22 protein-coding genes are annotated in these 20,181 nt (G+C 72.4%); 6 read left to right on the forward strand and 16 right to left on the reverse strand.

Annotated elements, in window-relative coordinates; genetic code table 11:
* Positions 1-1,364: HNH endonuclease signature motif containing protein (locus tag IE200_RS10435; protein ID WP_191279421.1), on the forward strand; the 1,364-nt coding region annotated here is incomplete at its 5' end.
* A 56-nt stretch (positions 1,365-1,420) separates the two neighbouring features.
* On the opposite strand, the gene IE200_RS10440 is transcribed toward IE200_RS10435, so the two are convergent.
* Genes IE200_RS10440 through IE200_RS10450 form a run of 3 tightly spaced genes read right to left on the reverse strand, consistent with a single transcriptional unit; the run spans position 1,421 to position 3,469 of the window.
* On the reverse strand, positions 1,421-1,822 hold the full coding sequence (locus IE200_RS10440; RefSeq protein WP_191279422.1) for a hypothetical protein: 402 nt from the start codon (positions 1,820-1,822) through the stop codon (positions 1,421-1,423).
* 4 nt (positions 1,823-1,826) lie between these two features.
* Positions 1,827-2,558, reverse strand: a complete 732-nt coding sequence (gene recO / locus IE200_RS10445; RefSeq protein ID WP_191279423.1) for a DNA repair protein RecO — start codon at positions 2,556-2,558, stop codon at positions 1,827-1,829.
* Positions 2,559-2,602: 44 nt separating this feature from the next.
* On the reverse strand, positions 2,603-3,469 hold the full coding sequence (locus IE200_RS10450) for an alpha/beta fold hydrolase (RefSeq protein ID WP_191279424.1): 867 nt from the start codon (positions 3,467-3,469) through the stop codon (positions 2,603-2,605).
* Between the two features lie 48 nt (positions 3,470-3,517).
* Between IE200_RS10450 and IE200_RS10455 the strand changes: the two genes are divergently transcribed.
* Positions 3,518-4,006 carry a GNAT family N-acetyltransferase gene (locus tag IE200_RS10455; RefSeq protein ID WP_191279425.1) on the forward strand — a complete coding sequence of 163 codons (489 nt, stop codon included), beginning with the start codon at positions 3,518-3,520 and terminating at the stop codon, positions 4,004-4,006.
* On the opposite strand, the gene leuA is transcribed toward IE200_RS10455, so the two are convergent.
* Positions 3,993-5,732, reverse strand: coding sequence for a 2-isopropylmalate synthase (leuA, locus tag IE200_RS10460; RefSeq protein WP_191279426.1), 1,740 nt, complete (start codon positions 5,730-5,732; stop codon positions 3,993-3,995). The genes IE200_RS10455 and leuA overlap by 14 nt on opposite strands.
* A 193-nt stretch (positions 5,733-5,925) precedes the next feature.
* Here leuA and IE200_RS10465 point away from each other — a divergent pair, with 193 nt between their 5' ends.
* Complete coding sequence (locus tag IE200_RS10465; protein ID WP_191279427.1) at positions 5,926-6,354, forward strand: GNAT family N-acetyltransferase; 429 nt, start codon at positions 5,926-5,928, stop codon at positions 6,352-6,354.
* A 42-nt stretch (positions 6,355-6,396) separates the two neighbouring features.
* On the opposite strand, the gene IE200_RS10470 is transcribed toward IE200_RS10465, so the two are convergent.
* Positions 6,397-7,155 carry a class I SAM-dependent methyltransferase gene (locus IE200_RS10470; RefSeq protein WP_191279428.1) on the reverse strand — a complete coding sequence of 253 codons (759 nt, stop codon included), beginning with the start codon at positions 7,153-7,155 and terminating at the stop codon, positions 6,397-6,399.
* A gap of 36 nt (positions 7,156-7,191) precedes the next feature.
* On the opposite strand from IE200_RS10470, the gene IE200_RS10475 reads away from it, so the two are divergent.
* On the forward strand, positions 7,192-7,677 hold the full coding sequence (locus tag IE200_RS10475; protein ID WP_191279429.1) for a flavodoxin family protein: 486 nt from the start codon (positions 7,192-7,194) through the stop codon (positions 7,675-7,677).
* Positions 7,674-8,486 carry a septum formation family protein gene (locus tag IE200_RS10480; protein ID WP_191279430.1) on the forward strand — a complete coding sequence of 271 codons (813 nt, stop codon included), beginning with the start codon at positions 7,674-7,676 and terminating at the stop codon, positions 8,484-8,486. The genes IE200_RS10475 and IE200_RS10480 overlap by 4 nt, the downstream gene beginning before the upstream one ends.
* 9 nt (positions 8,487-8,495) lie before the next feature.
* Here IE200_RS10480 and IE200_RS10485 read toward each other — a convergent pair whose 3' ends face one another.
* The 11 genes from IE200_RS10485 to IE200_RS10535 form a co-directional block, all read right to left on the reverse strand.
* Positions 8,496-9,500: a glycoside hydrolase family 26 protein gene (locus IE200_RS10485; RefSeq protein ID WP_191279431.1), complete on the reverse strand. Its 1,005-nt coding sequence runs from the start codon at positions 9,498-9,500 to the stop codon at positions 8,496-8,498.
* 98 nt (positions 9,501-9,598) lie between these two features.
* The gene (gene era / locus IE200_RS10490) at positions 9,599-10,645 is read right to left on the reverse strand and encodes a GTPase Era (RefSeq protein WP_229856383.1); all 1,047 of its coding nucleotides are present in this window, start codon (positions 10,643-10,645) and stop codon (positions 9,599-9,601) included.
* On the reverse strand, positions 10,638-11,423 hold the full coding sequence (locus IE200_RS10495; RefSeq protein WP_191279432.1) for a siderophore-interacting protein: 786 nt from the start codon (positions 11,421-11,423) through the stop codon (positions 10,638-10,640). The genes era and IE200_RS10495 overlap by 8 nt, the downstream gene beginning before the upstream one ends.
* Before the next feature lie 20 nt (positions 11,424-11,443).
* Positions 11,444-12,739: a class I SAM-dependent methyltransferase gene (locus IE200_RS10500; protein WP_191279433.1), complete on the reverse strand. Its 1,296-nt coding sequence runs from the start codon at positions 12,737-12,739 to the stop codon at positions 11,444-11,446.
* Positions 12,736-14,115 (reverse strand): FAD-binding oxidoreductase, encoded by a 1,380-nt coding sequence (locus IE200_RS10505; protein WP_191279434.1) that lies wholly within the window; start codon positions 14,113-14,115, stop codon positions 12,736-12,738. Before IE200_RS10505 ends, IE200_RS10500 begins: the two co-directional genes overlap by 4 nt.
* A gap of 39 nt (positions 14,116-14,154) precedes the next feature.
* On the reverse strand, positions 14,155-14,487 hold the full coding sequence (locus IE200_RS10510) for a cytidine deaminase (RefSeq protein WP_191279435.1): 333 nt from the start codon (positions 14,485-14,487) through the stop codon (positions 14,155-14,157).
* Between the two features lie 33 nt (positions 14,488-14,520).
* Positions 14,521-15,837 (reverse strand): hemolysin family protein, encoded by a 1,317-nt coding sequence (locus IE200_RS10515; protein WP_191279436.1) that lies wholly within the window; start codon positions 15,835-15,837, stop codon positions 14,521-14,523.
* A gap of 10 nt (positions 15,838-15,847) precedes the next feature.
* Complete coding sequence (ybeY, locus tag IE200_RS10520; RefSeq protein WP_191279437.1) at positions 15,848-16,321, reverse strand: rRNA maturation RNase YbeY; 474 nt, start codon at positions 16,319-16,321, stop codon at positions 15,848-15,850.
* Positions 16,318-17,406 carry a PhoH family protein gene (locus tag IE200_RS10525; protein ID WP_191279438.1) on the reverse strand — a complete coding sequence of 363 codons (1,089 nt, stop codon included), beginning with the start codon at positions 17,404-17,406 and terminating at the stop codon, positions 16,318-16,320. Before IE200_RS10525 ends, ybeY begins: the two co-directional genes overlap by 4 nt.
* 118 nt (positions 17,407-17,524) lie before the next feature.
* Positions 17,525-18,775: a hypothetical protein gene (locus tag IE200_RS10530; RefSeq protein ID WP_191279439.1), complete on the reverse strand. Its 1,251-nt coding sequence runs from the start codon at positions 18,773-18,775 to the stop codon at positions 17,525-17,527.
* 8 nt (positions 18,776-18,783) lie between these two features.
* Entirely contained in the window at positions 18,784-19,137 is a 354-nt protein-coding gene (locus tag IE200_RS10535; protein ID WP_191279440.1) for an HIT domain-containing protein, read from the reverse strand.
* A 74-nt stretch (positions 19,138-19,211) separates the two neighbouring features.
* Between IE200_RS10535 and IE200_RS10540 the strand changes: the two genes are divergently transcribed.
* The gene (locus IE200_RS10540) at positions 19,212-20,174 is read left to right on the forward strand and encodes a Gmad2 immunoglobulin-like domain-containing protein (protein WP_191279441.1); all 963 of its coding nucleotides are present in this window, start codon (positions 19,212-19,214) and stop codon (positions 20,172-20,174) included.
* The last annotated feature ends 7 nt before the right edge of the window (positions 20,175-20,181 follow it).

Genomic DNA, 20,181 nt, shown 5'->3' on the forward strand with positions numbered 1-20,181 from the left:
AGGTCGAGGACCTCACCGCCGCCGGTCTGCTCGCCTCGATCAAGGCCTCGCGGGAGACCGAGAACGCCGAAGCAGCTCGCCAATTGGTGCTCGCTGCGCAGTGGGCCGACCTCCACCCGCCCGAGTCGATCCACTCCGCCGCCACGTTCGCCGTCCCGGGGTGTGAGCACGAGGAGCCCATCGCCGGCGAGGGTGCGCCGTTGGTGACGGAGTTCTGCGTCGCCGAGCTCGGCACCGTCCTCGGCATCTCGACGGTCGCGGCGAAGAAGCTCATCGGGCACGCCCTCGAGCTGCGCCACCGCCTCCCCCGCCTCTGGGACCAGGTCCACACCGGGCAGGTCCCGGCCTGGCGTGCCCGGTCCGTGGCCGAGACCACCATCCACGCCAACCCGGCCCTGACCCGTGAGGCTGCCGGGTTCGTCGACGCCCAGGTCGCCGCCGTCGCCGGCCGGATCGGGCCCGCGCAGCTCGACCGCCTCGTCGCCGAGACCATCACGCGCTACGACCTCGCCGTCACCGACCCGACAGCCGATCCGGAGGACGGCTATCTGTCGGTGGACCCGCGGCACGTGACCGTGCATGACGACGACGTCCACTTCGCCGGCACCATGCGCATCGAGGCCGAGATCGACCTCGCCGACGCCCTCGACCTCGACCGCGCCGTGGCCCACGACGCCGCCACCCAGAAGGCACTCGGCTCGCAGCTGTCGCTCGACGCCCGCCGCGCCAAGGCCCTCGGGAACCTCGCCCGCACCCAGACCGCCCTCGACCTGGCCGGCCCCGGCGCAGATAACGAGGACCTGCCGCCTGCGCGGGAGGTGGTGATCCACGCCCACTTCGACGCCACCTTGTCGGGTGACACCACGGTGTTCGGGCCGACGGGGCGGATGGAGAACGGCCAGCGCCTCGTCCTGCTCGAGCAGATCCAGGCCTGGTGCGGCGACACCCACACGAGCGTGACGGTCAAGCCGGTCATCGACCTCAACGCGACCCTGACTGCGCAGACCGGCAAGGTCCCCGCCCTCATCCGCGAGCAGATCATGCTCCGGGATCGCACCTGCGTGTTCCCGAACTGCGGCCGCCCCGCCCGCGGCTGCGACATCGATCATCTCGTGCCCTGGGACGAGCACGCCGACGCAGAAGGCAGACCCCAACCCGGGCCGACGACCACGAGCAACCTCGCCGCGCTGTGCCGGTTCCACCACCGGCTCAAGACCCACTCAGCCTGGCGCTATGCCATGGTCGCGCCCGGGGTGTTCGAGTGGACGGCTCCCCACGGCCACCGCTACCGCCGCGACCACACCGGCACCACCGAGCTCGACCCACCCGATCCACCCGGCATCCCACGCCCCCGCCGACGATGACCCCGCCCCACACCCCGCCAGTCCCCACGATGGCGGGGGCACAGGCACGTCCGCGCTCAGGCCGCGACGCCGAAAAGGCGCCGGACGGCGTCTTCCAGCACGGGCAGCCCGTCGACCACGGGCCGACCGACCACACGGGATACCGCGTCGGCGTCGGCGTCGAGCCCCACCTGCCGCAGCGTCTCCTCGAGCGAGACCGTCTCGAGGTCGAGTCGGTCGAGGGTGCCTCCCGCCCCGATGTCGAGGACCAGGTCGTCGCAGGTACCGAGCACGTCGTCCGACGCCGCCTGCGGCAGGTGGGGGTGGCGGCCGCGAAGCTTGTCGTGACCGATGCAGTAGATGACCTGGCCGCTGCCGTCGTCGGCCGCGCCGCCCTGACCTGGCAGGAATCCAGCGGCGGCCAGGACCGAGTCGAGTGCCGCGCACAGTCGGCGTACGGAATCCGTCGGCGGGGTCACGACGTCACCTGCGCTCGACGTACGCCATCGAGCGCAGCCCGCGCTCGAGGTGCCAGGCGAGGTAGGCCGAGACGAGGTTGCTCGCCTCGCGGAGGTGACGCGGGTCCGCGGCGTGGACGACCGGCCAGTCCCCCACGAGCAGCGCGCCGAGGACGGTGACGGTCTCGGTGGCCGGTGTCGCAGAGCCCGGCAGCCGGTCCGAGGCGCAGAGCACCCCGCCGGCGGAGGGGTTGAAGAACCGGTGCGGACCCTCGACGCCGCACTGCACGCAGTGGTCGAAGGACGGCGCGTAGCCGGCGACGGACAGCGAGCGCAGCAGGTAGGAGTCCAGCACCTGCCCGGCCGGGTGCTCCCCCGCCGCCATCGCACGCAGCCCGCCGACGAGCAGCAGGAACTGCTGGACCGCCGGCTCCTTCTCCTCGGTCACCAGCCGCTCGGCGGTCTCGAGCATCGCCGTGCCCGCGGTGTAGCGGTCGTAGTCGAACCCGAGCCGCGCGTTGAACGGGTCGAGCGTCTCGGCCTGCGTGATCACGTCGAGGCTGCGTCCCTCGGCGAGCTGCAGGTCGACGTGGGTGAACGGCTCGAGCCGCGAGCCCCAGCGCGAGGTCGTACGGCGCACGCCCTTGGCGACGGCGCGCACCCGCCCGTGCTGACGGGTCAGCAGGGTGATGATGCGGTCGGCCTCGCCCAGCTTGTGGGTGCGGAGCACGACCGCCTCGTCGCGGTAGAGGGGCACTGGACCATTGTCCCCCACCCACCGCGCGTGAGCCGGGTGCGGCGTCAGCGTTTCCGGGTGCGAGCCCTCGTCGTCGCCGGCCGGTCCTGCCAGCACTCCAGCGCGAACTCGGTCGCGGCGACGGTCAGCCGCTCCGGGCGGAAGCGCCACTCGAGGATCGAGGACGCCCGCTCCATGCGTACGTGCGGCAGCTCGGCGGCGAGCATGTCGGCGTCGACGAACGGGTGGATCGGGTCGACCGGGTGGCCCACGACGAACACGGGGGCCTGGATCCGGCGGCGCTGCGACCGCGACGGCGCGAGCCGGCCGAAGATCACCCCGTGCAGGACCGACGCGATCGACTCGGCGCGGTGGTCCAGGGTGTCCAGGCAGATCCCGGCCCAGAAGGGCACGATCCCGCGCGGCACCTGGCGCGACAGCTTCTGCAGCGCGTTGGCCGTCACCGGCACGTAGCGCGCGGCCAGCATGATCGGGACGAAGGCGAGGATCCCGGCGACGAGGGCGTTGTTGAGAACCGGCATCTCGACGATCAGGCCCTTTACCCGCTCCGGCGCGATCACCGCCACCTCGAGCGACACGTTGGCGCCCAGCGACGTGCCGCCGATGACCGCCTGCTCGGCCCCCAGGTGGTCGAGCAGCGCCACGACCTGCTCGCCGAAGGCGGTCATCGAGTAGACCAGCGGGTCTGCCGGCTGGTCGGAACGGCCGTGCCCGAGCAGGTCGAGCGTGACCACGTGCAGGCCCTGCGCCGCCATCGCCCGCGCCAGCGGCTGCTGCATCCGCCGCGGCATCAGCAGGCCGTGCAGGAGCACCACCCAGTCGTCGCCCGACCCGTACTCGGTGTACTCCAGCCGGTCGCGCCCGCCGTCGGACTCGACGAAGAACTGTCCGATCCGCTCGCTCACCAACATGACTGGAATGTAGTCGCGTCACCGGCGTCGGGGTGGCACGCTCGCCAGATGATCACCGATTCGAGTGTCGTCGAGCTCACGAGCGACGACTGGGCCGAGCTCAGGGCCATCCGCCTCCGCGCGCTCGCGGACACGCCCGACTCCTTCGGGGTGCTCCACTCCGAGGTGGTCGATCTCCCCGACGAGGCCTGGCGCGAGCGCCTGTCGACCGGGCACCCGACGTACGTCGTGCGCGAGGCGGACGCCACGGTGGCCATGGCCGGCGGCTTCGCACCCCCCGGCTCCTCCGTCGCCTGGGTCTGGGGCATGTGGACCGCCCCCGAGGCGCGCGGGCGCGGTCACTCGACCTCGCTGCTCGACGCGGTCGTCCGGTGGGCACGGCGGCTCGGGCGTACGCCCCACCTGCACGTCACCGAGGGCAACGAGATCGCTCGCCGCCTCTACACCCGCTACGGCTTCGAGCCCACCGGCGAGTGGGAGCCCCTGAGGGAGGGCTCCCACCTGCGCATCGAGGAGCTGGCGCTCACGCGCGGTTGACGGCGCTGGTCACGGCCTTGAGGGAGGCGGTGACGATGTTGGCGTCGAGCCCGACGCCCCACAGCACCTTGTCGCCGCTGGCGGAGGACACCGCGCACTCGACGTACGCCGCGGCGATCGCGTCACCGCCGGCGGACAGGGCGTGCTCGGCGTAGTCGAGGACCCGTACGTCGTGCCCGACCGCCGCGATCGCATCGACGAACGCCGCGATCGGGCCGTTGCCCTCGCCGGTGAGCTCGTGGCGCTCGCCGTCGACGTAGACCCCCACGGTGAGCTGGTCCTTCTCCCCGGCGGCGCTGGAGGTGTGGACGGAGTTGAGCCTGAGCGGGGTCTCGCGGTCGAGGTACTCGGCGCGGAAGACCGACCAGATCTGCTCCGGCGTGATCTCGCCGCCCTCGGCGTCGGTGTGCTGCTGCACGACCCGGCTGAACTCGATCTGGGCCCGGCGCGGCAGGTCGAGCTTGTGCTCGGACTTGAGGACGTAGGCCACGCCGCCCTTGCCGGACTGGCTGTTGACCCGGATGACCGCCTCGTACGTGCGGCCGACGTCCTTGGGGTCGATGGGCAGGTAGGGCGCCTCCCAGGGCAGCTCGGAGACGTCGACTCCCAGCGCGGCGGCCTTCTTGTCGAGGTCCTCGAGGCCCTTCTTGATGGCGTCCTGGTGGGAGCCGGAGAAGGCGGTGTAGACGAGGTCGCCGGCGTAGGGGTGGCGCGGGTGCACCGGCAGGTTGGTGCAGTACTCGACGGTGCGGCGGACCTCGTCGATGTCGCTGAAGTCGACCTGCGGGTCGATCCCTTGGCTGAACAGGTTCATCCCGAGGGTGACCAGGTCGACGTTGCCGGTGCGCTCGCCGTGGCCGAACAGGCAGCCCTCCACCCGGTCCGCGCCGGCCATCAGGCCCAGCTCCGTCGCGGCGACCGCGGTGCCGCGGTCGTTGTGCGGGTGCAGGCTGATCGCGGAGTGCTCGCGCCGGGTCAGCCCGCGACCGAAGTACTCGATCTGGTCGGCGTACGTGTTGGGCGTCGACATCTCGACCGTCGCGGGCAGGTTGAGGATGATCTCGCGGCCGGCCTCGGGCTGCCACACGTCGGAGACCGCCTCGCACACGCTGAGCGCGAAGTCGGTGTCGGACTGGGTGAAGATCTCCGGGCTGTACTGGTAGCCGAAGTCCTGGGTGCCGACGATCGGTCCCAGTCGCTCCTCGGCGTACTTCATCACCATCTCGGTGCCGCGCACGGCGATGTTGCGGCACTCGTCGGGCGTCACGTTGAACACGACGCGCTGGAACAGCGGGGCGGTGGCGTTGTAGAGGTGGACGGTCGCGCGCGGCGCACCGACGAGGGAGTCGATCGTGCGCTCGATGAGGTCCTCCCGCGCCTGTGTGAGCACCGAGATCTGCACGTCGTCGGGGATCCGGTCCTCGTCGATGAGCTTGCGGACGAAGTCGAAGTCGGTCTGGCTCGCGCTCGGGAAGCCGACCTCGATCTCCTTGTAGCCCATCTTCACCAGCAGCTCGAACATCGTGAGCTTGCGAGCCGGGGTCATCGGGTCGATCAGCGCCTGGTTGCCGTCGCGCAGGTCGGTCGACAGCCAGCGCGGCGCCTTCTCGACCTTCTTCGTCGGCCAGGTGCGGTCCGGCACGTCGACGGGGACGAACGGCGTGTAGCGGCCGAACGGCATCGGGCTGGCGCCCTGCTGGTTGGCGGTGTTGCTCAGGTTGGTCATGGTGTTCCTCGAAGGTCGGTCGGTGCTGGGCGACCGGCGCGCGCCACACTCCGCAACGAGGAAGCCGGTGTCAGGCCTCGCTGCGGCAGCGAAGGAGGAGGCTGCGCATCATGACCACCCCACAGTACGCCCCCGGCCACGGGTGCACACGGGTCCGTCCGATCCGCGGACCAGCGCGTGAGAGGGTGCGCGCATGAGCGACGTCGCGGACGAGATCGTGGTCGGCGAGGCCGACGCCGCCCTGGACCAGGCCCTCTCCGACGGACTCGACGCCGTCAACGAGGCCGCCACGACCGGGATCACCGCCCAGCGCGAGCTCACCGTGTCGCTGCGTGACGAGCGCGGTGTCGTCGGCGGCGTCAGCGGCTGGACGTGGGGCACCTGCGCGGGCATCGGCATGGTGTGGCTGCGCGACGACGCCCGCGGGACCGGACTCGGAGCCCGGTTGATGACGGCCTTCGAGGACCAGGCCCGCGAGCGGGGCTGCGTGCAGGTGCTGGTGTCCTCCTTCACCTTCCAGGCCCCGGGGTTCTACGAGTCGCTGGGTTACGCCGAGTTCGCCCGCTCCGAGGGCCTGCCGGTCGCCGGCCACGCCGACGTGCACTTCCGCAAGGACCTGTGACCCGCACCTGCGTCCCGGGCCCGTGACCCGCGGCGACGTGCCTCAGGCACGGCCGCGCGCGGCGTACGCCACGGCGGTCAGGTCGAACGGCCCGTCGCCGAGCCGGCGACGCAGGGCCTCCTCCAGCCGGGCGCGGCCGTCGGGTCCGAGCGCAGCGACCGCCTCGCCCGCGGGACCGACGCCGTGCAGGTAGGGCTCCCACCACTCCTCGAAGCTCGGATGCGTCACCGTCACCGGCAGCTCGACGGCCTCGACACCTCGCAGGCCGGCGTTCTCGAGGATCGCGACGAGGCCCTCGCGCGACCCGCCGGGGAGCTCACGCTCCCCCGGGTGCTCGGGCTGGAGTCGCGCGACGGCCTCCCACAGCGGCCACATCGGCGCGCGGGCGCCGGCGAGGTCCCAGACTGCGGCGCCGACGAGGCCGTCGCGACGGGTCACCCTGGCCATCTCGGCGACGCCGCCGACCGGGTCGGTCATGAAATGGACCACCAGGCAGGCCGCGGCCACGTCGAAGGAGTCGTCCTCGTAGGGCAGCGACTCCGCCCCGGCACGCCGTACGTCGACGCCGGGATGCCGCTCGCGGCACGCCTCGACGAAGGAGGCGGACGGGTCGACGGCCGCCACCTGTCCGGCACCGAGCCGGTCGACGAGGACGCCTGTCAGCGCACCCGGGCCGCAGCCGACGTCGATCGCCCGCTGGCCCGGCGCGAGCTCCAGCCAGTCGCCGAACCCGGCCGCGAGCGGCCGGGAGTAGCGACCCATGAACCGGTCGTAGGCACCACCCGTCACCTCGAAGGTCACGTCTCGCGACGCTACTCCGCCTCGTAGGCTCACGCCATGCCCCGACTGCTGGTGGTCCACCACTCGCCGACCCCGTCGGTGCTCGCGCTGACCGAGGCCGTCGTCGCCGGCGCCTGCGACGACGCGATCGAGGGCGTCGAGGTGGTCGTGCGGACCGCGTTGGAGGCCGACGCCGACGACGTGCTGGCCGCCGACGGCTTCGTGCTGGGGACCCCGGCCAACTTCGGCTACATGAGTGGCGCGCTCAAGCACTTCTTCGACTCGATCTTCCTCCAGGCCGGCGGCGCGCTCACCGACGACGGCTCCGCGGGGTCGACCGAGGGCGGCCGGAGGCCCTACGGGCTCTTCGTCCACGGCCGCTACGACACGACCGGTGCCGTCCGGTCGGTCCAGTCGATCGTCGCCGCCCTGCCGTGGCGGCAGGCCGCGCCGGTCCTCGAGGTCCTCGGCGAGGTGGGCGAGGACCAACGCGAGTCGGCGTACGAGCTCGGCGGCACCCTCGCGGCGCTGGTGATGGGGTGAGGCGCCTGCTCGCGTCGCTCGCCGCGACCGTCGTCCTCACCGGCTGCACCTCGTCGGCGCCCGACCCGGACCCGAGCACCGAGCAGTCCGCCTCCTCGCCGGCGCCCGCCCCCACCGAGACCACTCCCCCGGCCCCGGGCCCGACCCCGGAGGTCGGCGAGTGCCACGCGCTGACCTTCCGCCAGGCGCTGGCCGTCGTCGGGCGTACCGCACCGGTGCCGTGCCGCAGGAGGCACACCGCACAGACCTACGCCGTGGGCACCCTCGACCTGACGACGAAGTCCGGCTTCACTCGCCGCGTCGACTCCTCGGCGGCCCAGCGGCAGATGCGTACGACCTGCACCGCACGGCTCCCCCGACACCTGGGGACCACGCCCCGCGAGCTGCGGCTCAGCATGGTGCGCGCGGTGTGGTTCACGCCCAGCCCGGCGCGCGCGGAGGCCGGCGCCGACTGGTTCCGGTGCGACGTGGTGGCGGTCGGCTCGCCCCGGCAGCTGCTGTCGTTGCCACGGCGCACGAAGGGCTGGGCCGCGCCGGCGATGTGCGCCACGTCCGCGCCGGGGACGAAGGGGTTCGACCGCGTCGCCTGCAGTCGGCCGCACGCCTGGCGCGCCGTCGCGACCGTCGACATCCCCGGTCGCCGGCTGCCCCGGGCGGCGGTGGTCGCCGACCGGATGGACCCCGTGTGCCGCGACGCGGCGGCCGACGCCGCCGAGGACCCGCTCGACTTCTCCTGGTCGCAGGAGAGCCCGACGCGTCAGCAGTGGGCGGCCGGGCAGCGCTACGGCATCTGCTGGGTGCCGGACTAGGCGCCCACCTCAGAAGCGGCGCGCGCCCCTGGCCCAGACCGCGAGGGTCCTGCGGGAGCTGTCGACCCGCCAGTCGACCTCCTTGCGCAGGGAGAACCAGGTGACGCCGCGCACCTCGCGATGGGCCGCGAGCCAGTCCCACATCCCAGCGATCCAGGCTGCCTTGTCACCGCCGCCGCGCGCCGGGGCCGCCGTCTCGTCGACGTTCACCGGCCGGCTGCTGATGGCGCGCAGCTCAGCCACGCCGGGCCCGACGAGGTCACCGAAGGACTGCCACGTCGACCACGGCTGCGTCGTCCCCCAGTTGTAGCCGTCCAGACCGACCCGGTCGACGAACGCGTCTCCGGGGTAGAGCGACGCGATGGGCGTCGAGCCCGGGTAGGGGACGTTGACCGACCAGCTCCACCGCACGTTGCGCGCGCCGGCGCGACGGAAGACGCGGACCACGTGGCGCCAGGCGGCGGCGTGGTCGCCGGCCCGGTTGCCGTTGACGCCCTCGGCCCAGGGGTACCAGTCGCCGTTCATCTCGTGGGCGAAGCGGATGACGAGCGGCTTGCCCCAGGCCCGGACCTGGCGTGCCCAGCGCCGCAGGTAGGCGTCGTGGTCGCCGCGCGCGATCGTGTCGAGGGCGTACGCCGGCTGGCGCACTCCGCGAGCCGGGTCCCACGGCTCCCACGTCAGCACGGGGACCGCCCCGGCCGAGGTGATGCGCGAGACGTGGCGGGCCGGGAAGTCCCCGCGCCGCGACCAGGCGACGTAGAACGTGAGCGCGTCGAGGTCGACACCCGTACGCCTCTCGATCGCCCGCGCCTCCGACAGGTCGCTCGGTGCGCCGGCGACCACCAGGCCGACCGACCGCCGCGAGCCCTGCGCAGGGTCGACGACGGGCCGCCCGGTCGAGGCCGATCCCGAAGCGGAAGCGACGTCCGTGGCCGGGGCGAGGACCGAGGCCAGCGCGCCGACGAGGACGCCGACCAGCGCGACGCGGGCGCGACGCGGTCGGGGGTGCAGCACGGCGCTTCCTCCGAGACGAAGCGGGACATGACGATCTCGGGGACCAGCCTAGGCGTCGACGGCGGGTCGCGCAGCGGAACGGCTCTCCGCCGCCGTCGTCAGAACCCGAGCTTGCGCAGCTGGCGCGGGTCGCGCTGCCAGTCCTTGGCGATCTTGACCTGGAGGTCGAGGTAGACGGGCGTGCCGAGAAGTGCCTCGATCTGCTTGCGCGCCGCCGTGCCGACCGCGCGCAGCCGCGAGCCCTTGTGCCCGATCATGATGCCCTTCTGGGAGTCGCGCTCGACGTAGAGGTTGGCCACGATGTCGAGCAGCGGCTTGTCGTCGGGGCGACCCTCGCGCAGGCCCATCTCCTCGACCACCACGGCGATCGAGTGCGGCAGCTCGTCGCGCACCCCTTCGAGCGCGGCCTCGCGGATCAGGTCGGCCGCCAAGGCCTCCTCCGGGGCGTCGGTGAGGTCTCCGTCGGGATAGAGCGGCGGCCCCTCGGGCATCAGCCCGACGAGCAGGTCGGCCAGGAGGTCCACCTGGTCGTCGGCCACGACCGAGACCGGGACGATCTCGGCCCACTCGGTCGACGTCTCCTCGCCGAGCGCGGCGATGTCCATCAGGTGGGTCGCGAGCTGCTCGGGGGTGACGAGGTCGGTCTTGGTGGCGACAGCGATCCGTACGGTCCGGCGGACCTTGGCCAGCTCGGTGACGAGGAACCGGTCGCCGGGGCCGATCTTCTCGTTGGCCGGGAAGCACACCGCGACCACGTCGACCTCCGCCCACGTGGTGCGGACCAGGTCGTTGAGCCGCTCGCCGAGCAGGGTGCGCGGACGGTGGAGCCCGGGGGTGTCGACGAGGATCAGCTGGGCGTCGTCGCGGTGGACGATGCCGCGCACCACGTTGCGGGTGGTCTGCGGCTTGGACGAGGTGATGACGATCTTCTGCCCGACGAGCGCGTTGGTCAGCGTGGACTTCCCGGCGTTGGGTCGTCCGACGAAGCAGGCGAAACCGCTGCGGAAGCCTGCGGGCGCCTCGTAGAAGGCGCCGGCCGGGGCGACCCCGGACAGGTCGAAGTCCTCGTCCAGCTCGTCGTCCAGCTCGTCATCCATGGCGTCGTCCAGCTCGTCCGGTTCGCGGTGCTCGTCGTGGTCAGCCATCGCTCGTCTCCCTGGCAGCGTCGTACTCGGCCCAGATCTGAGTGTCACTCTTCCCTGCCGCCTTGCCGGCGCGCCAGACCGGACCGGGGTCGACCGCGCGGGGCTGGCGAGCGGCGGTCGCGCGCCAGTAGCCCATCACGTCGTAGTGGCTGGCCGGCAGGCCCACCTCGCGCATCAGGTGCTTGCGGATCGCCCGCATCTGCGCGGACTCGCCCGCCATCCAGAAGTACCCCTCGCCCTCGGGCCACGCGAGGTCCTCCACGACCCGGGCGAGCGCGCTCTGGCCGGGTGCGGGCGGGGCGAGCCAGGTGACCTCCGCGGTGCCGGGGAGGTAGCCGGTCAGGTCGTCGGGGACCTCGGCCATGACGTACGTCGGCAGGTCGGGGCGGGTCTCGGCGATGCGGGCCATCGCCGGCATCGCCGTGAGGTCGCCGACGAGCAGGAGCCAGGACGCCCCGGACGGCGGGTCGAAGGAAGCCTTGGGCTCGGTGACCGTGACGACGTCGCCGACGCAGTCGCGCATCGCCCACTCGGTCACCAGTCCGGTGTCGTGGACGACCACGTCGAGGGTCAGCTCGCCGTCGGCCCAGGACCGCACGGTGTAGTAGCGGCTCTGGAACTGCCCGGGCACGACCAGGCCGACCCACTCGTCGGGGACCCCGGTGGAGGCGAACCCCCCCGGACCGTCGAGGCCGTCGAGGACGAGCCGGACGAGGTGGTCCGACAGCGGTTCGCGGCGGCGTACGGTCGCTTGGAACTGGGCTGCGCGCGTGCTCACCGGACGAGGTTATCGGTGGCTCACCAGTCGGGGCGCATCGGGAACTCGGACCGTCCGTCGTCGTGGTTGCGGGTCGCCAGCACCTGGTGCAGCTCGACCTCGCCGCGCTCGAACCCGACCCGTGACCCGGCGATGTAGAGCCCCCACACGCGGGCGGTGCCCTCGCCGACCTCCGCGACGCACTCGTCCCAGTGCTCGACGAGGTTGCGGTTCCAGTCGCGCAGGGTGGCGGCATAGTGCAGGCGGAGGTTCTCGGTGTGCTGCACCTCGAGGCCCTGGTCCTGCGCGGCGCCGACGATCGTGCCCGAGCCGATCAGCTCGCCGTCGGGGAAGACGTAGCGGTCGATGAACGCGCCGGTCTCCTGCCGGCGGTTGTGCGGCCGGGTGATCGAGTGGTTGAGCAGGCGTCCGCCGGGACGCAGCCGGTCGCGCAGGCGCCGGAAGTACGCCGGGTAGCGGCGGACCCCGATGTGCTCGGTGAGGCCGATCGAGCTGACCGCGTCGAACCCGCCCTCCACGACGTCGCGGTAGTCGAGGTGACGCACCTCGGCTAGGTCGCCGAGCCCCTCACGGTCGATCGCGGCCTTGGCCCACTCGGCCTGCTCGAGCGACAGCGTCACGCCGAGTGCGCGTACGCCGTGCTCGCGGGCGGCGTGGCGGACCATGGTGCCCCAGCCGCAGCCGACGTCGAGCAGCCGCATGCCCGGCTGCAGCCCGAGCTTGCGGCAGACCAGCTCGAACTTGGACCACTGGGCCTGCTCGAGGGTGGCGTCCGGCGTCTCGTAGAGCGCGCAGGTGTAGGCCATCGACGGTCCGAGCACGAGCTCGTAGAACCGGTTGGAGACGTCGTAGTGGTGGGAGATGACCTCGGCGTCGCGCACCATCGAGTGCCGCAGCCCCTCGACCGCGCGCCGCCAGCGCGGCAGGTGCTCCTGCGGCGGAGGGGCGGGCGGGCGCAGGTGCGCCAGGCCCAGGCCGCGCGCGAGCTGCAGCGCCTCGGTCGGCGCGGGCACCCGGAACCGGGTGTGGTCCTTGAGCAGCAGCAGCGCGTCGTACGGGTCGCCGGGGTGGACCCCCGACAGGTCGAGGTCGCCGCTGACGTAGGCGCGGACCAGGCCCAGGTCGCCGGGCGCGGTCATCAGGTAGGCGAGGCCGCGCTCGTTGTGCAGGTGCATCCCGACCGGCGCGTCGGGCGGGCCGGCGCTGCTGCCGTCGTACGCCGAGAAGCGCAGCGGCAGCCCGCCCCTGACCAGCCGGTCGACGGCCTCGCCGATCGGCATCCGCGCGGTCGCCGCCGGAGTGGATCCAGAATTCATCGTCGTCCCACCACCTTGTCGTAGAGCGAGGTCAGCCTGTCGTCGGGGTCGTGCACCGCCTTGACGCGGGCGAGGTTCGCACCGCCGTAGAGCCGGTCGAAGTCGTCGCGGGAGTAGAACGCCTCGGAGTAGAGGCTCTTGTGGCCGCCGAGAGCCGTGACCTGCGCCTCGATCGCGCGGTTGCGCGGCGAGGCCGGGGCGTCGGGCCCGACGTTGACGACGCCCCAGAAGCCGACGTTGACGTAGGTCGTGCCGGCCGCGAGCGGGTAGCCCGGCCAGGGACGGTCGGAGACGGCGCCGGCGCCGGGGACCCGCCGCAGCCGCAGCGGGCACAGCCAGACGGGGCGCATGCCGACCTCGCGGTCGAACCAGTCCAGGAACTCCGCGAGGCGGTCGACGGGCACCTCGACGTCCTGGACGACCCGCTCGCCCTGCGGGCGTCCGGCACGCTGGTCGAGGCGTTCGGAGACGCCGAGGCGCCGGTCGAGCGCGACGAGCCTCCAGTAGACGTCGGAGCGACGCAGCCGGCGCGGCCACACGCGGCGTACGAGCGGGTGCTGCGCGCCGAACGCCCGCGAGCACCAGAACCAGTCGGTGTCCCAGCGCCAGAGGTAGTCGTGCATCGTGAGCAGGTCGCTCGAGCGCTGCTGCAGCGAGCGGTAGAAGACCCGCTGCCGGGTGTAGTCGCTCGTCGGGCCCGGCTCGTCGCTCCAGCGGGCCAGGGTGAGGTAGAGCTCGTCGGGCGAGAACGCCACCCCGTCGAGGCCGTCGACCCGCTCCCCTGCCCAGGACCGGTCCTCCACGATGCGACCCACGGCCTCGGCGAGCGAGTCCGCGTCGCCGAAGCGGACGTGGCGCAGCGCGACGTGTGCCGGCACCTGCTCGAGATCGATGCGCAGCCGGGTGGCGTAGCCGAGCGAGCCGTAGGAGTTGGGGAAGGCGTCGAAGAGGTCGTCGCCCGGCTTGGTGGTGACGACCTCGCCCGCACCCGTGAGCACGTCCATCTCGAGGACGGACTCGTGCGGCAGCCCGCTGCGGAAGCTGGTGGCCTCGATGCCGAGGCCGGAGACCGCGCCGCCGAGGGTGATCGTCCGCAGCTGCGGCACGACCAGCGGGATCCGTCCGTGCGCCAGCGTCACCTCGACGAGGTCCTCGTAGGTGCACATCCCCTGCACCTCGGCGACGTCGCCGTCGACCTCCACCACCCCGGTCAGGCCCGAGACGTCCAGCCCGGGGCCGCTGCGCGCACGCCCGCGGAACAGGTTGCTGGTGCGCTTGTCCAGCCGTACGGGCGCACCGGGCGGCAGGGTGGCCCAGGACTCCCTCAGCCTCGCCTCCCCTGCGCGGTGCTGCTCACGACCAACCGGCGATCGCACAGCTCCACGCTAGCGAGCCCGGGGCGCCGGCGCGAGGGTTCAGGTGGAGAGGGAGCGGACGATCGTGCCGCGCTCGTCGCCGACCATGACGGGCACGCCGGGCCCCGCGAGGTCGTGCAGCGCGCTGAGCGCGGGCTCGGCCCCGGTCAGCACGACGGCGGCCTCCAGGCCCCCGGCCCCGGACGACACGGCCATGGCGACGCAGACCTCGAGCGCGGACAGGTCGAGGTGGGCGAGGCGCACGCTCGCGGCGGCGTACGTCCGCCCGTCGAGGTCGCGCACCGCAGCACCCTCGTCGGCGCGGGCCCGGGCGCGCGTGGCACGGGCGAGGGTGACGAGCTTGGCGTCCTCGGCACTGAGCGTGTCGGTCATGGCGCCAGCCTAGGAGGCGGGTCGCGACGCTGGTCAGCGGCCGCCGGAGCTGACACTCGGCGAGACGTCGTCGTCCTCGGGCTCGGGCTCCAGCACCGTCACCAGCACCGTCTCGATCTTGTTGCGCCGGCCGGTGGCTCGCTCGGCCTCGAGGCGCAGGCCGTGGCACTCCACCACCGAGCCCGGGATCGGGACCTTGCCGAGGTGCTTGGCCATCAGGCCGCCGACGCTGTCGACGTCGTCGTCGACGACGTCGAAGCCCACCAGCTCGTCGAGGTCGTCCACCGGATAGCGCGACGAGACGCGGATGGCACCGCCCTCGAGACGCTCGACCTCGACCTCCTCCACGTCGTACTCGTCGGTGATCTCGCCGACGATCTCCTCCAGCACGTCCTCGATCGTGATCAGGCCGGCGGTGCCGCCGTACTCGTCGACGACGACGGCGATGTGCTGGCGTCGTGCCTGCAGCTCGGTGAGGAGGGCGTCGACCGGCTTGGAGTCGGGGACGTAGTGGACCGGGCGCATCACCTCGTCGACGCGCTGGGTGAACTCCACGTCCGGGGCCTCGAAGTCGCGGCGCACGAGGTCCTTGAGGTAGGCCATGCCGACGATGTCGTCGAGGTTCTCGTCGACGACCGGGATCCGGGAGTAGCCGCTGCGCAGGAACAGCGAGAGGGCCTGGCGCAGGTTCTTGTGGCGCTCGATGTAGACCACGTCGGGTCGCGGGACCATCACCTCGCGGGTGATCGTGTCGCCGAGCTCGAAGACCGAGTGGATCATCCTGCGCTCACCGGACTCGATGACCGCCGAGGCCTCGGCGAGGTCGACGAGCTCGCGCAGCTCGGTCTCGGTGGAGAACGGTCCCTCGCTAAACCCCTTGCCCGGGGTGATCGCGTTGCCGAGCAGGATCAGCAGGGCGGGGATCGGGCCGAGGATCGTGGTGACCAGCGACACCGGACCGGCCGAGGCGAGCGCGACGCGGACGTCGTGCTGACGGCCGATGGTGCGCGGGGCGACGCCGATGACGACGAACGAGACGACGAGCATCACGCCGACGGTGGTGAGGAACGTCGGGACGGGTGAGCCCTGGTAGGCGTCGCGCGCCCAGGTGGCGACCAGCACGATGGCGCTGATCTCGCAGAGCAGGCGCATGAGCAGCGCCGTGTTGAGGTAGCGGGCGGGGTCGTCGAGCAGCGTCACCAGGCGCGGGGCGCCCGGCCGGCCCTCGGCCTTGAGCTCCTCGGCGCGGGCGCGGGAGAACGCCCCGAGCGCGGCGTCGGCGGCGGAGAAGAGCCCCGCGAGCACGACCAGTACGGCAGCCGTGCCGAGCTGCCAGATGTCGGCGGTCATGTCGGCCGCCTCAGACCGAGTCGTGGGTGGGGTCGGGCGCGCTGCGCCACGCGTCGAGCAGCTCGCCCTGGAGCCCGAACATCACCGCGTGCTCCTCGGGCTCGGCGTGGTCGTAGCCGAGGAGGTGCAGGATGCCGTGCACGGTGAGCAGGTCGATCTCGGCCTCCCGACCGTGACCGGCCTCCACTCCCTGTCGCTCGGCGACCGACGGCGCCAGCACGAGGTCGCCGAGGACGCCCTCCTCGGGCTCCTCGTTGACCTTGCCGGGTCGCAGCTCGTCCATGGGGAAGGCCAGGACGTCGGTCGGGCCCTCCTTGTCCATCCACTGCTCGTTGAGCTCGGCGATGGTGTCCTCGTCGACCGCCTTGATGCACAGCTCGGCCTGCGGGTGGACCCGCATCCGATCCATCACGAAGCGCGCCAGCCGCGACAACCGGCGTACGTCGAGCTCGAGGCCGGACTCGTTGAGGACCTCGATGCTCATCGCGGTCCCCGCTCGGTCTTCTGCGGGCCGGTGCGCGGCCGACGCTCGTGCCCGTCGACCCGCTTGTCGGACTGCCGGTCGGCGAGCCCGGCCGCGTGGTTGTCGGCGTCGAAGACCTCGTAGGCCTCGACGATGCGTCCGACCAGCCGGTGGCGCACGACGTCGGTGCCGGTGAGGCGGCAGAACGAGATGTCGTCCACGCCGTCGAGGATGCCCTCCACGACGCGCAGCCCGGACTTGGTGCCGGAGGGGAGGTCGACCTGGCTGGTGTCGCCGGTGACGACGATGCGCGAGCCGAAGCCGAGGCGCGTGAGGAACATCTTCATCTGCTCGGGAGTCGTGTTCTGCGCCTCGTCGAGGATGATGAAGGAGTCGTTGAGCGAACGACCGCGCAGGAACGCGAGCGGGGCCACCTCGATGGTGCCGGCGGCCAGCAGCTTGGGGATCGTCTCGGGGTCGACCATGTCGTGCAGCGCGTCGTAGAGCGGGCGCAGGTAGGGGTCGATCTTCTCGCTGAGGGTGCCGGGCAGGAAGCCGAGCCGCTCCCCCGCCTCGACGGCCGGCCGGCTGAGGATGATCCGGTTGACCTCCTTGGCCTGCAGGGCCTGCACGGCCTTGGCCATCGCCAGGTAGGTCTTGCCGGTGCCGGCAGGGCCGATGCCGAAGGTGATCGTGTGGGTGTCGATCGATTCGACGTAGCGCTTCTGGTTCAGCGTCTTGGGCCGGATCGTGCGCCCGCGGTTGGAGAGGATGTTGAGGCTCAGCACGTCGGCCGGGCGCTCCTGCGTCTCCGTGCGCAGCATCTGGATGATCCGCTCGACCGTCTCGCCGGTGACGCCCTGGCCGGTGCGCACGAGCGTCACGATCTCGTCGAGCAGGCGCTCTGCCGTGGCGACCTCGGCGGACTCACCCGACAGCGTGATCCGGTTGCCGCGGACGTGGACGCTGGCGTCGAAGGCGCGCTCGATCAGGCGGAGGTGCTCGTCGCCCGGGCCGAGGACCGAGACCATGTCGATGCTGTTGGGGACGACCACGGTGTGGGTCGGTCGTTCCGCAGGGATGCCTGGCTGGTTCGTGGCAGTCATGGATGCCCGTGTCGGGCGGCCTTCCGGGTCGGTGGCAGAGCCCCTCCATGCTACCGAGCGGGTGAGCCGCGGCCCACCCGGAAGGACGCGGACCCAGATCGGGCCCGGTCGGGCCCGCTCAGGGGCGGGTGACCTGCAACATCCCGAGGCACATCTCGTCCGTGGTGCCCTCCCCCCACACGACGTAGCGGTCGGGCTGGCCCTCGAAGGCGGGCAGCTTGTCGCGCAGCCACTGGACGTGGGTGCAGGTGACCTTCACCTGCTCGAACGGCTGCAGGGTGATCGGCTCGATCGGCCGGCTGCCCTGGTCGTCGAAGTCCCAGACGGGGATGTCGAGGATCGTCTGCGCCTGCGGCGTGCCCGGGCGCACCTCGACCTTGATCGAGCGCCCGAGCAGGTGCATGTGGGCGGCGACGCCGTGGATGGTGATCGACTCGCCGAGGGTGCGTACGCAGGACTGGGTCTGTCCGGCCCTCGGCTCGCCGCCGCAGAGGAAGTAGAGGAGGTCGGCGGTGTTGCCGTCGGCGCCGAAGCGCTCCTTGACGTCGGCGACCGCGGCGTCGCGGTCGCAGAGCTCGCCGTCGGAGTGCTTCGGCCGACAGGGCAGCTCGACCGGCGCGGGCAGCAGCATGGTGGACAGGCCCTGGTACTTCCGGTTGCCGGGGGCGAGTCGCAGCTGTGCCGCAGAGGTGTCGGGTTGCTGGCCGGCGAGCAGGTTGTAGTGGACCTGCATCACGACCCGGCTGCCCTTGCGCAGCCGTACGCCGTAGCCGGGCTTGACGACCGACTCCTCGCCGCCGGGCGCCCACGCACCGATCCATGACGACCGGTTGACGTCCTGGAACTGGTCGAGGCCGGTGCCGCCGAAGCAGGTCCAGCCCTCGCCCTCCTCCGCCGCGTCCTTGGCCTCGGCCGCCTCGACCTGGTCGGGCGTGACCTGGAACAGGATCACGTGGTGGACGACCTCGGGGTTGCCCGGCTGGACGTGGGTGCCGGTGAGCCACGCGTCGCGGTCGAGCTCGGGGTCGAGGAGGAAGCAGCGGTAGTCGTCGGTGCCGGTGCCGTAGGGCGCGTCAGGGGTGTAGCTGGCCGGCATCGCGATCGTCGTCCGGGTCTCCCCCGCCCGCAGCTTCTTCGGCTTCACCGGCTTCGCCGCCTCGGCGTGGTGGTCGCCTGCGTGCGCCCCGGCCGTTGCCTCCTCGGCCGTCGGCGACGTGCTCGCGGGCTGCCCTGCCGGCTGGTCGGCCGGCTGGGTGGCGCTGCGGTCGTCCCCGGGGGCGCCACCGCCGCACCCGGCGAGGGCGAGGAGGCCGAGGACCAGGCCGGCAGCGAGCGCGCGGGAGGAGCGGGGCGTACGGGATCGGGTCATGTCATCCGTCAGATCAGGGTCTCGGTCATGCGCGACGAGCCGCCGAGCACGTGGAAGTGGGTGTGGAAGACGCTCTGCCCGGCGGCCGCGCCGGTGTTGGCGACGAGGCGGTAGTCGGGGTTGCCCGACTCACGGGCGATCGTGTCGGCGAGCGTGACGAGGTGGCCGACCACGGCGGGGTCCGCCGCGGCGGAGGCCGCGACGTTCTCGTGGTGGTCGAGCGGGACCACGAGCGCGTGGAACGGCGCCTGCGGGTGCAGGTCGCGGAACGCGATCGCGTGCTCGGTGCGGCCGAGCACGTCCGCCGGGATCTCCCCGGCGACGATGGTGCAGAAGATGCAGTCGTCCGACGTGGCGCTCATCCCACCAGCCTAGAGCGGTGGACAGCGGCGTGGGACCGGAAGCCGGGGGCGCACGTCGGACTACCGTGAATGTCATGACCTTCCCCACCCTGGCGGCCCGACGCGTACGGCGATGGGCGAGCGCCACCGCCGTCGTCGCGGCGGCGACCCTGTCCCTCGCATCGTGCACCGGTGACGGCACCCGCCCGGCCTCCGACGACGCCCCCGAGCCCACCGCGACGGACGACGCGCAGTCCTCGGAGTCGCCGCCCGCATCCCCCTCGGAGCCTTCGGCGTCGCCGACCGAGTCGCCCTCCGAGTCCTCGGCACCCGACGGCACGGCCGTCCCGGTCTACTGGGCCGGCGACGGCCCCGGCGGTCGTACGGTCCTCTTCCGTGAGTTCCACCGGGTGGAGGGGGACCCGCTGACCGAGGCAGCGCGGCTGGTGACCTCTGGACAGGCGCTCGACCCCGACTACAGGACACTTTTCCCCGGCGGCGCGTTGAAGTCCGTCGAGGCGACGGACGGCCTCCTCGTGGTGGAGCTGGCTGACGACGGCTGGAGCACCCCCGCCGAGGGGATGAGCCGCCGCGACGCGAAAGTCGCCATCCAGCAGCTCGTGTACACGCTCCAGGGCGTCCAGCAGGAGCGGGTGCCTGTCCAGGTGCTGCTCGGTGGCGAGCCCACGATGCTCTTCGGGATCGACACCACGGATCCCTTCACCGCCGCGAGCGCGCTCCGCACCCTCAACCTGGTCAGCATCACCTCCCCCGCAGAGGGCGACACCGTCACCGACGACGTACTGACGGTGACCGGGGTGGCGAACTCGTTCGAGGCCTCGGGGCCGTGCCGGCTGCTCGTCGACGGCGTCGAGATGGTGGTCCAGCCCTACCAGTCGGAGGGCTGGATGGAGGACAGGCTCTTCCCGTTCGAGGTGGAGTTCCCCCTCGAGGGCATCAGCGGCGAGGTGGTCGTGCAGTGCGAGACCGACGACCCGTCCGGCGGCACCGAGGGCCCTGGCGCCGCGATCGACACGAAGACCATCACGGTGCAGTAGGCGCCCG

The organism is Nocardioides flavus (ex Wang et al. 2016) (assembly GCF_014653115.1).
GTDB lineage: Bacteria > Actinomycetota > Actinomycetes > Propionibacteriales > Nocardioidaceae > Nocardioides > Nocardioides flavus.

Excerpts from the sequence above, each read along its gene's own strand:
- leuA (WP_191279426.1), bottom strand. The coding sequence starts at position 5,732 with ATGACCAACCTGAGCAACACCGCCAACCAGCAGGGCGCCAGCCCGATG.
- ybeY (WP_191279437.1), bottom strand. The coding sequence starts at position 16,321 with ATGAGCATCGAGGTCCTCAACGAGTCCGGCCTCGAGCTCGACGTACGC.
- IE200_RS10465 (WP_191279427.1), top strand. The coding sequence starts at position 5,926 with ATGAGCGACGTCGCGGACGAGATCGTGGTCGGCGAGGCCGACGCCGCC.
- IE200_RS10540 (WP_191279441.1), top strand. The coding sequence starts at position 19,212 with ATGACCTTCCCCACCCTGGCGGCCCGACGCGTACGGCGATGGGCGAGC.
- IE200_RS10535 (WP_191279440.1), bottom strand. The coding sequence starts at position 19,137 with ATGAGCGCCACGTCGGACGACTGCATCTTCTGCACCATCGTCGCCGGG.
- era (WP_229856383.1), bottom strand. The coding sequence starts at position 10,645 with ATGGCTGACCACGACGAGCACCGCGAACCGGACGAGCTGGACGACGCC.
- IE200_RS10530 (WP_191279439.1), bottom strand. The coding sequence starts at position 18,775 with ATGACCCGATCCCGTACGCCCCGCTCCTCCCGCGCGCTCGCTGCCGGC.
- IE200_RS10475 (WP_191279429.1), top strand. The coding sequence starts at position 7,192 with ATGCCCCGACTGCTGGTGGTCCACCACTCGCCGACCCCGTCGGTGCTC.
- IE200_RS10525 (WP_191279438.1), bottom strand. The coding sequence starts at position 17,406 with ATGACTGCCACGAACCAGCCAGGCATCCCTGCGGAACGACCGACCCAC.
- IE200_RS10515 (WP_191279436.1), bottom strand. The coding sequence starts at position 15,837 with ATGACCGCCGACATCTGGCAGCTCGGCACGGCTGCCGTACTGGTCGTG.
- IE200_RS10455 (WP_191279425.1), top strand. The coding sequence starts at position 3,518 with ATGATCACCGATTCGAGTGTCGTCGAGCTCACGAGCGACGACTGGGCC.
- IE200_RS10450 (WP_191279424.1), bottom strand. The coding sequence starts at position 3,469 with ATGTTGGTGAGCGAGCGGATCGGACAGTTCTTCGTCGAGTCCGACGGC.
- IE200_RS10510 (WP_191279435.1), bottom strand. The coding sequence starts at position 14,487 with ATGACCGACACGCTCAGTGCCGAGGACGCCAAGCTCGTCACCCTCGCC.
- IE200_RS10500 (WP_191279433.1), bottom strand. The coding sequence starts at position 12,739 with ATGAATTCTGGATCCACTCCGGCGGCGACCGCGCGGATGCCGATCGGC.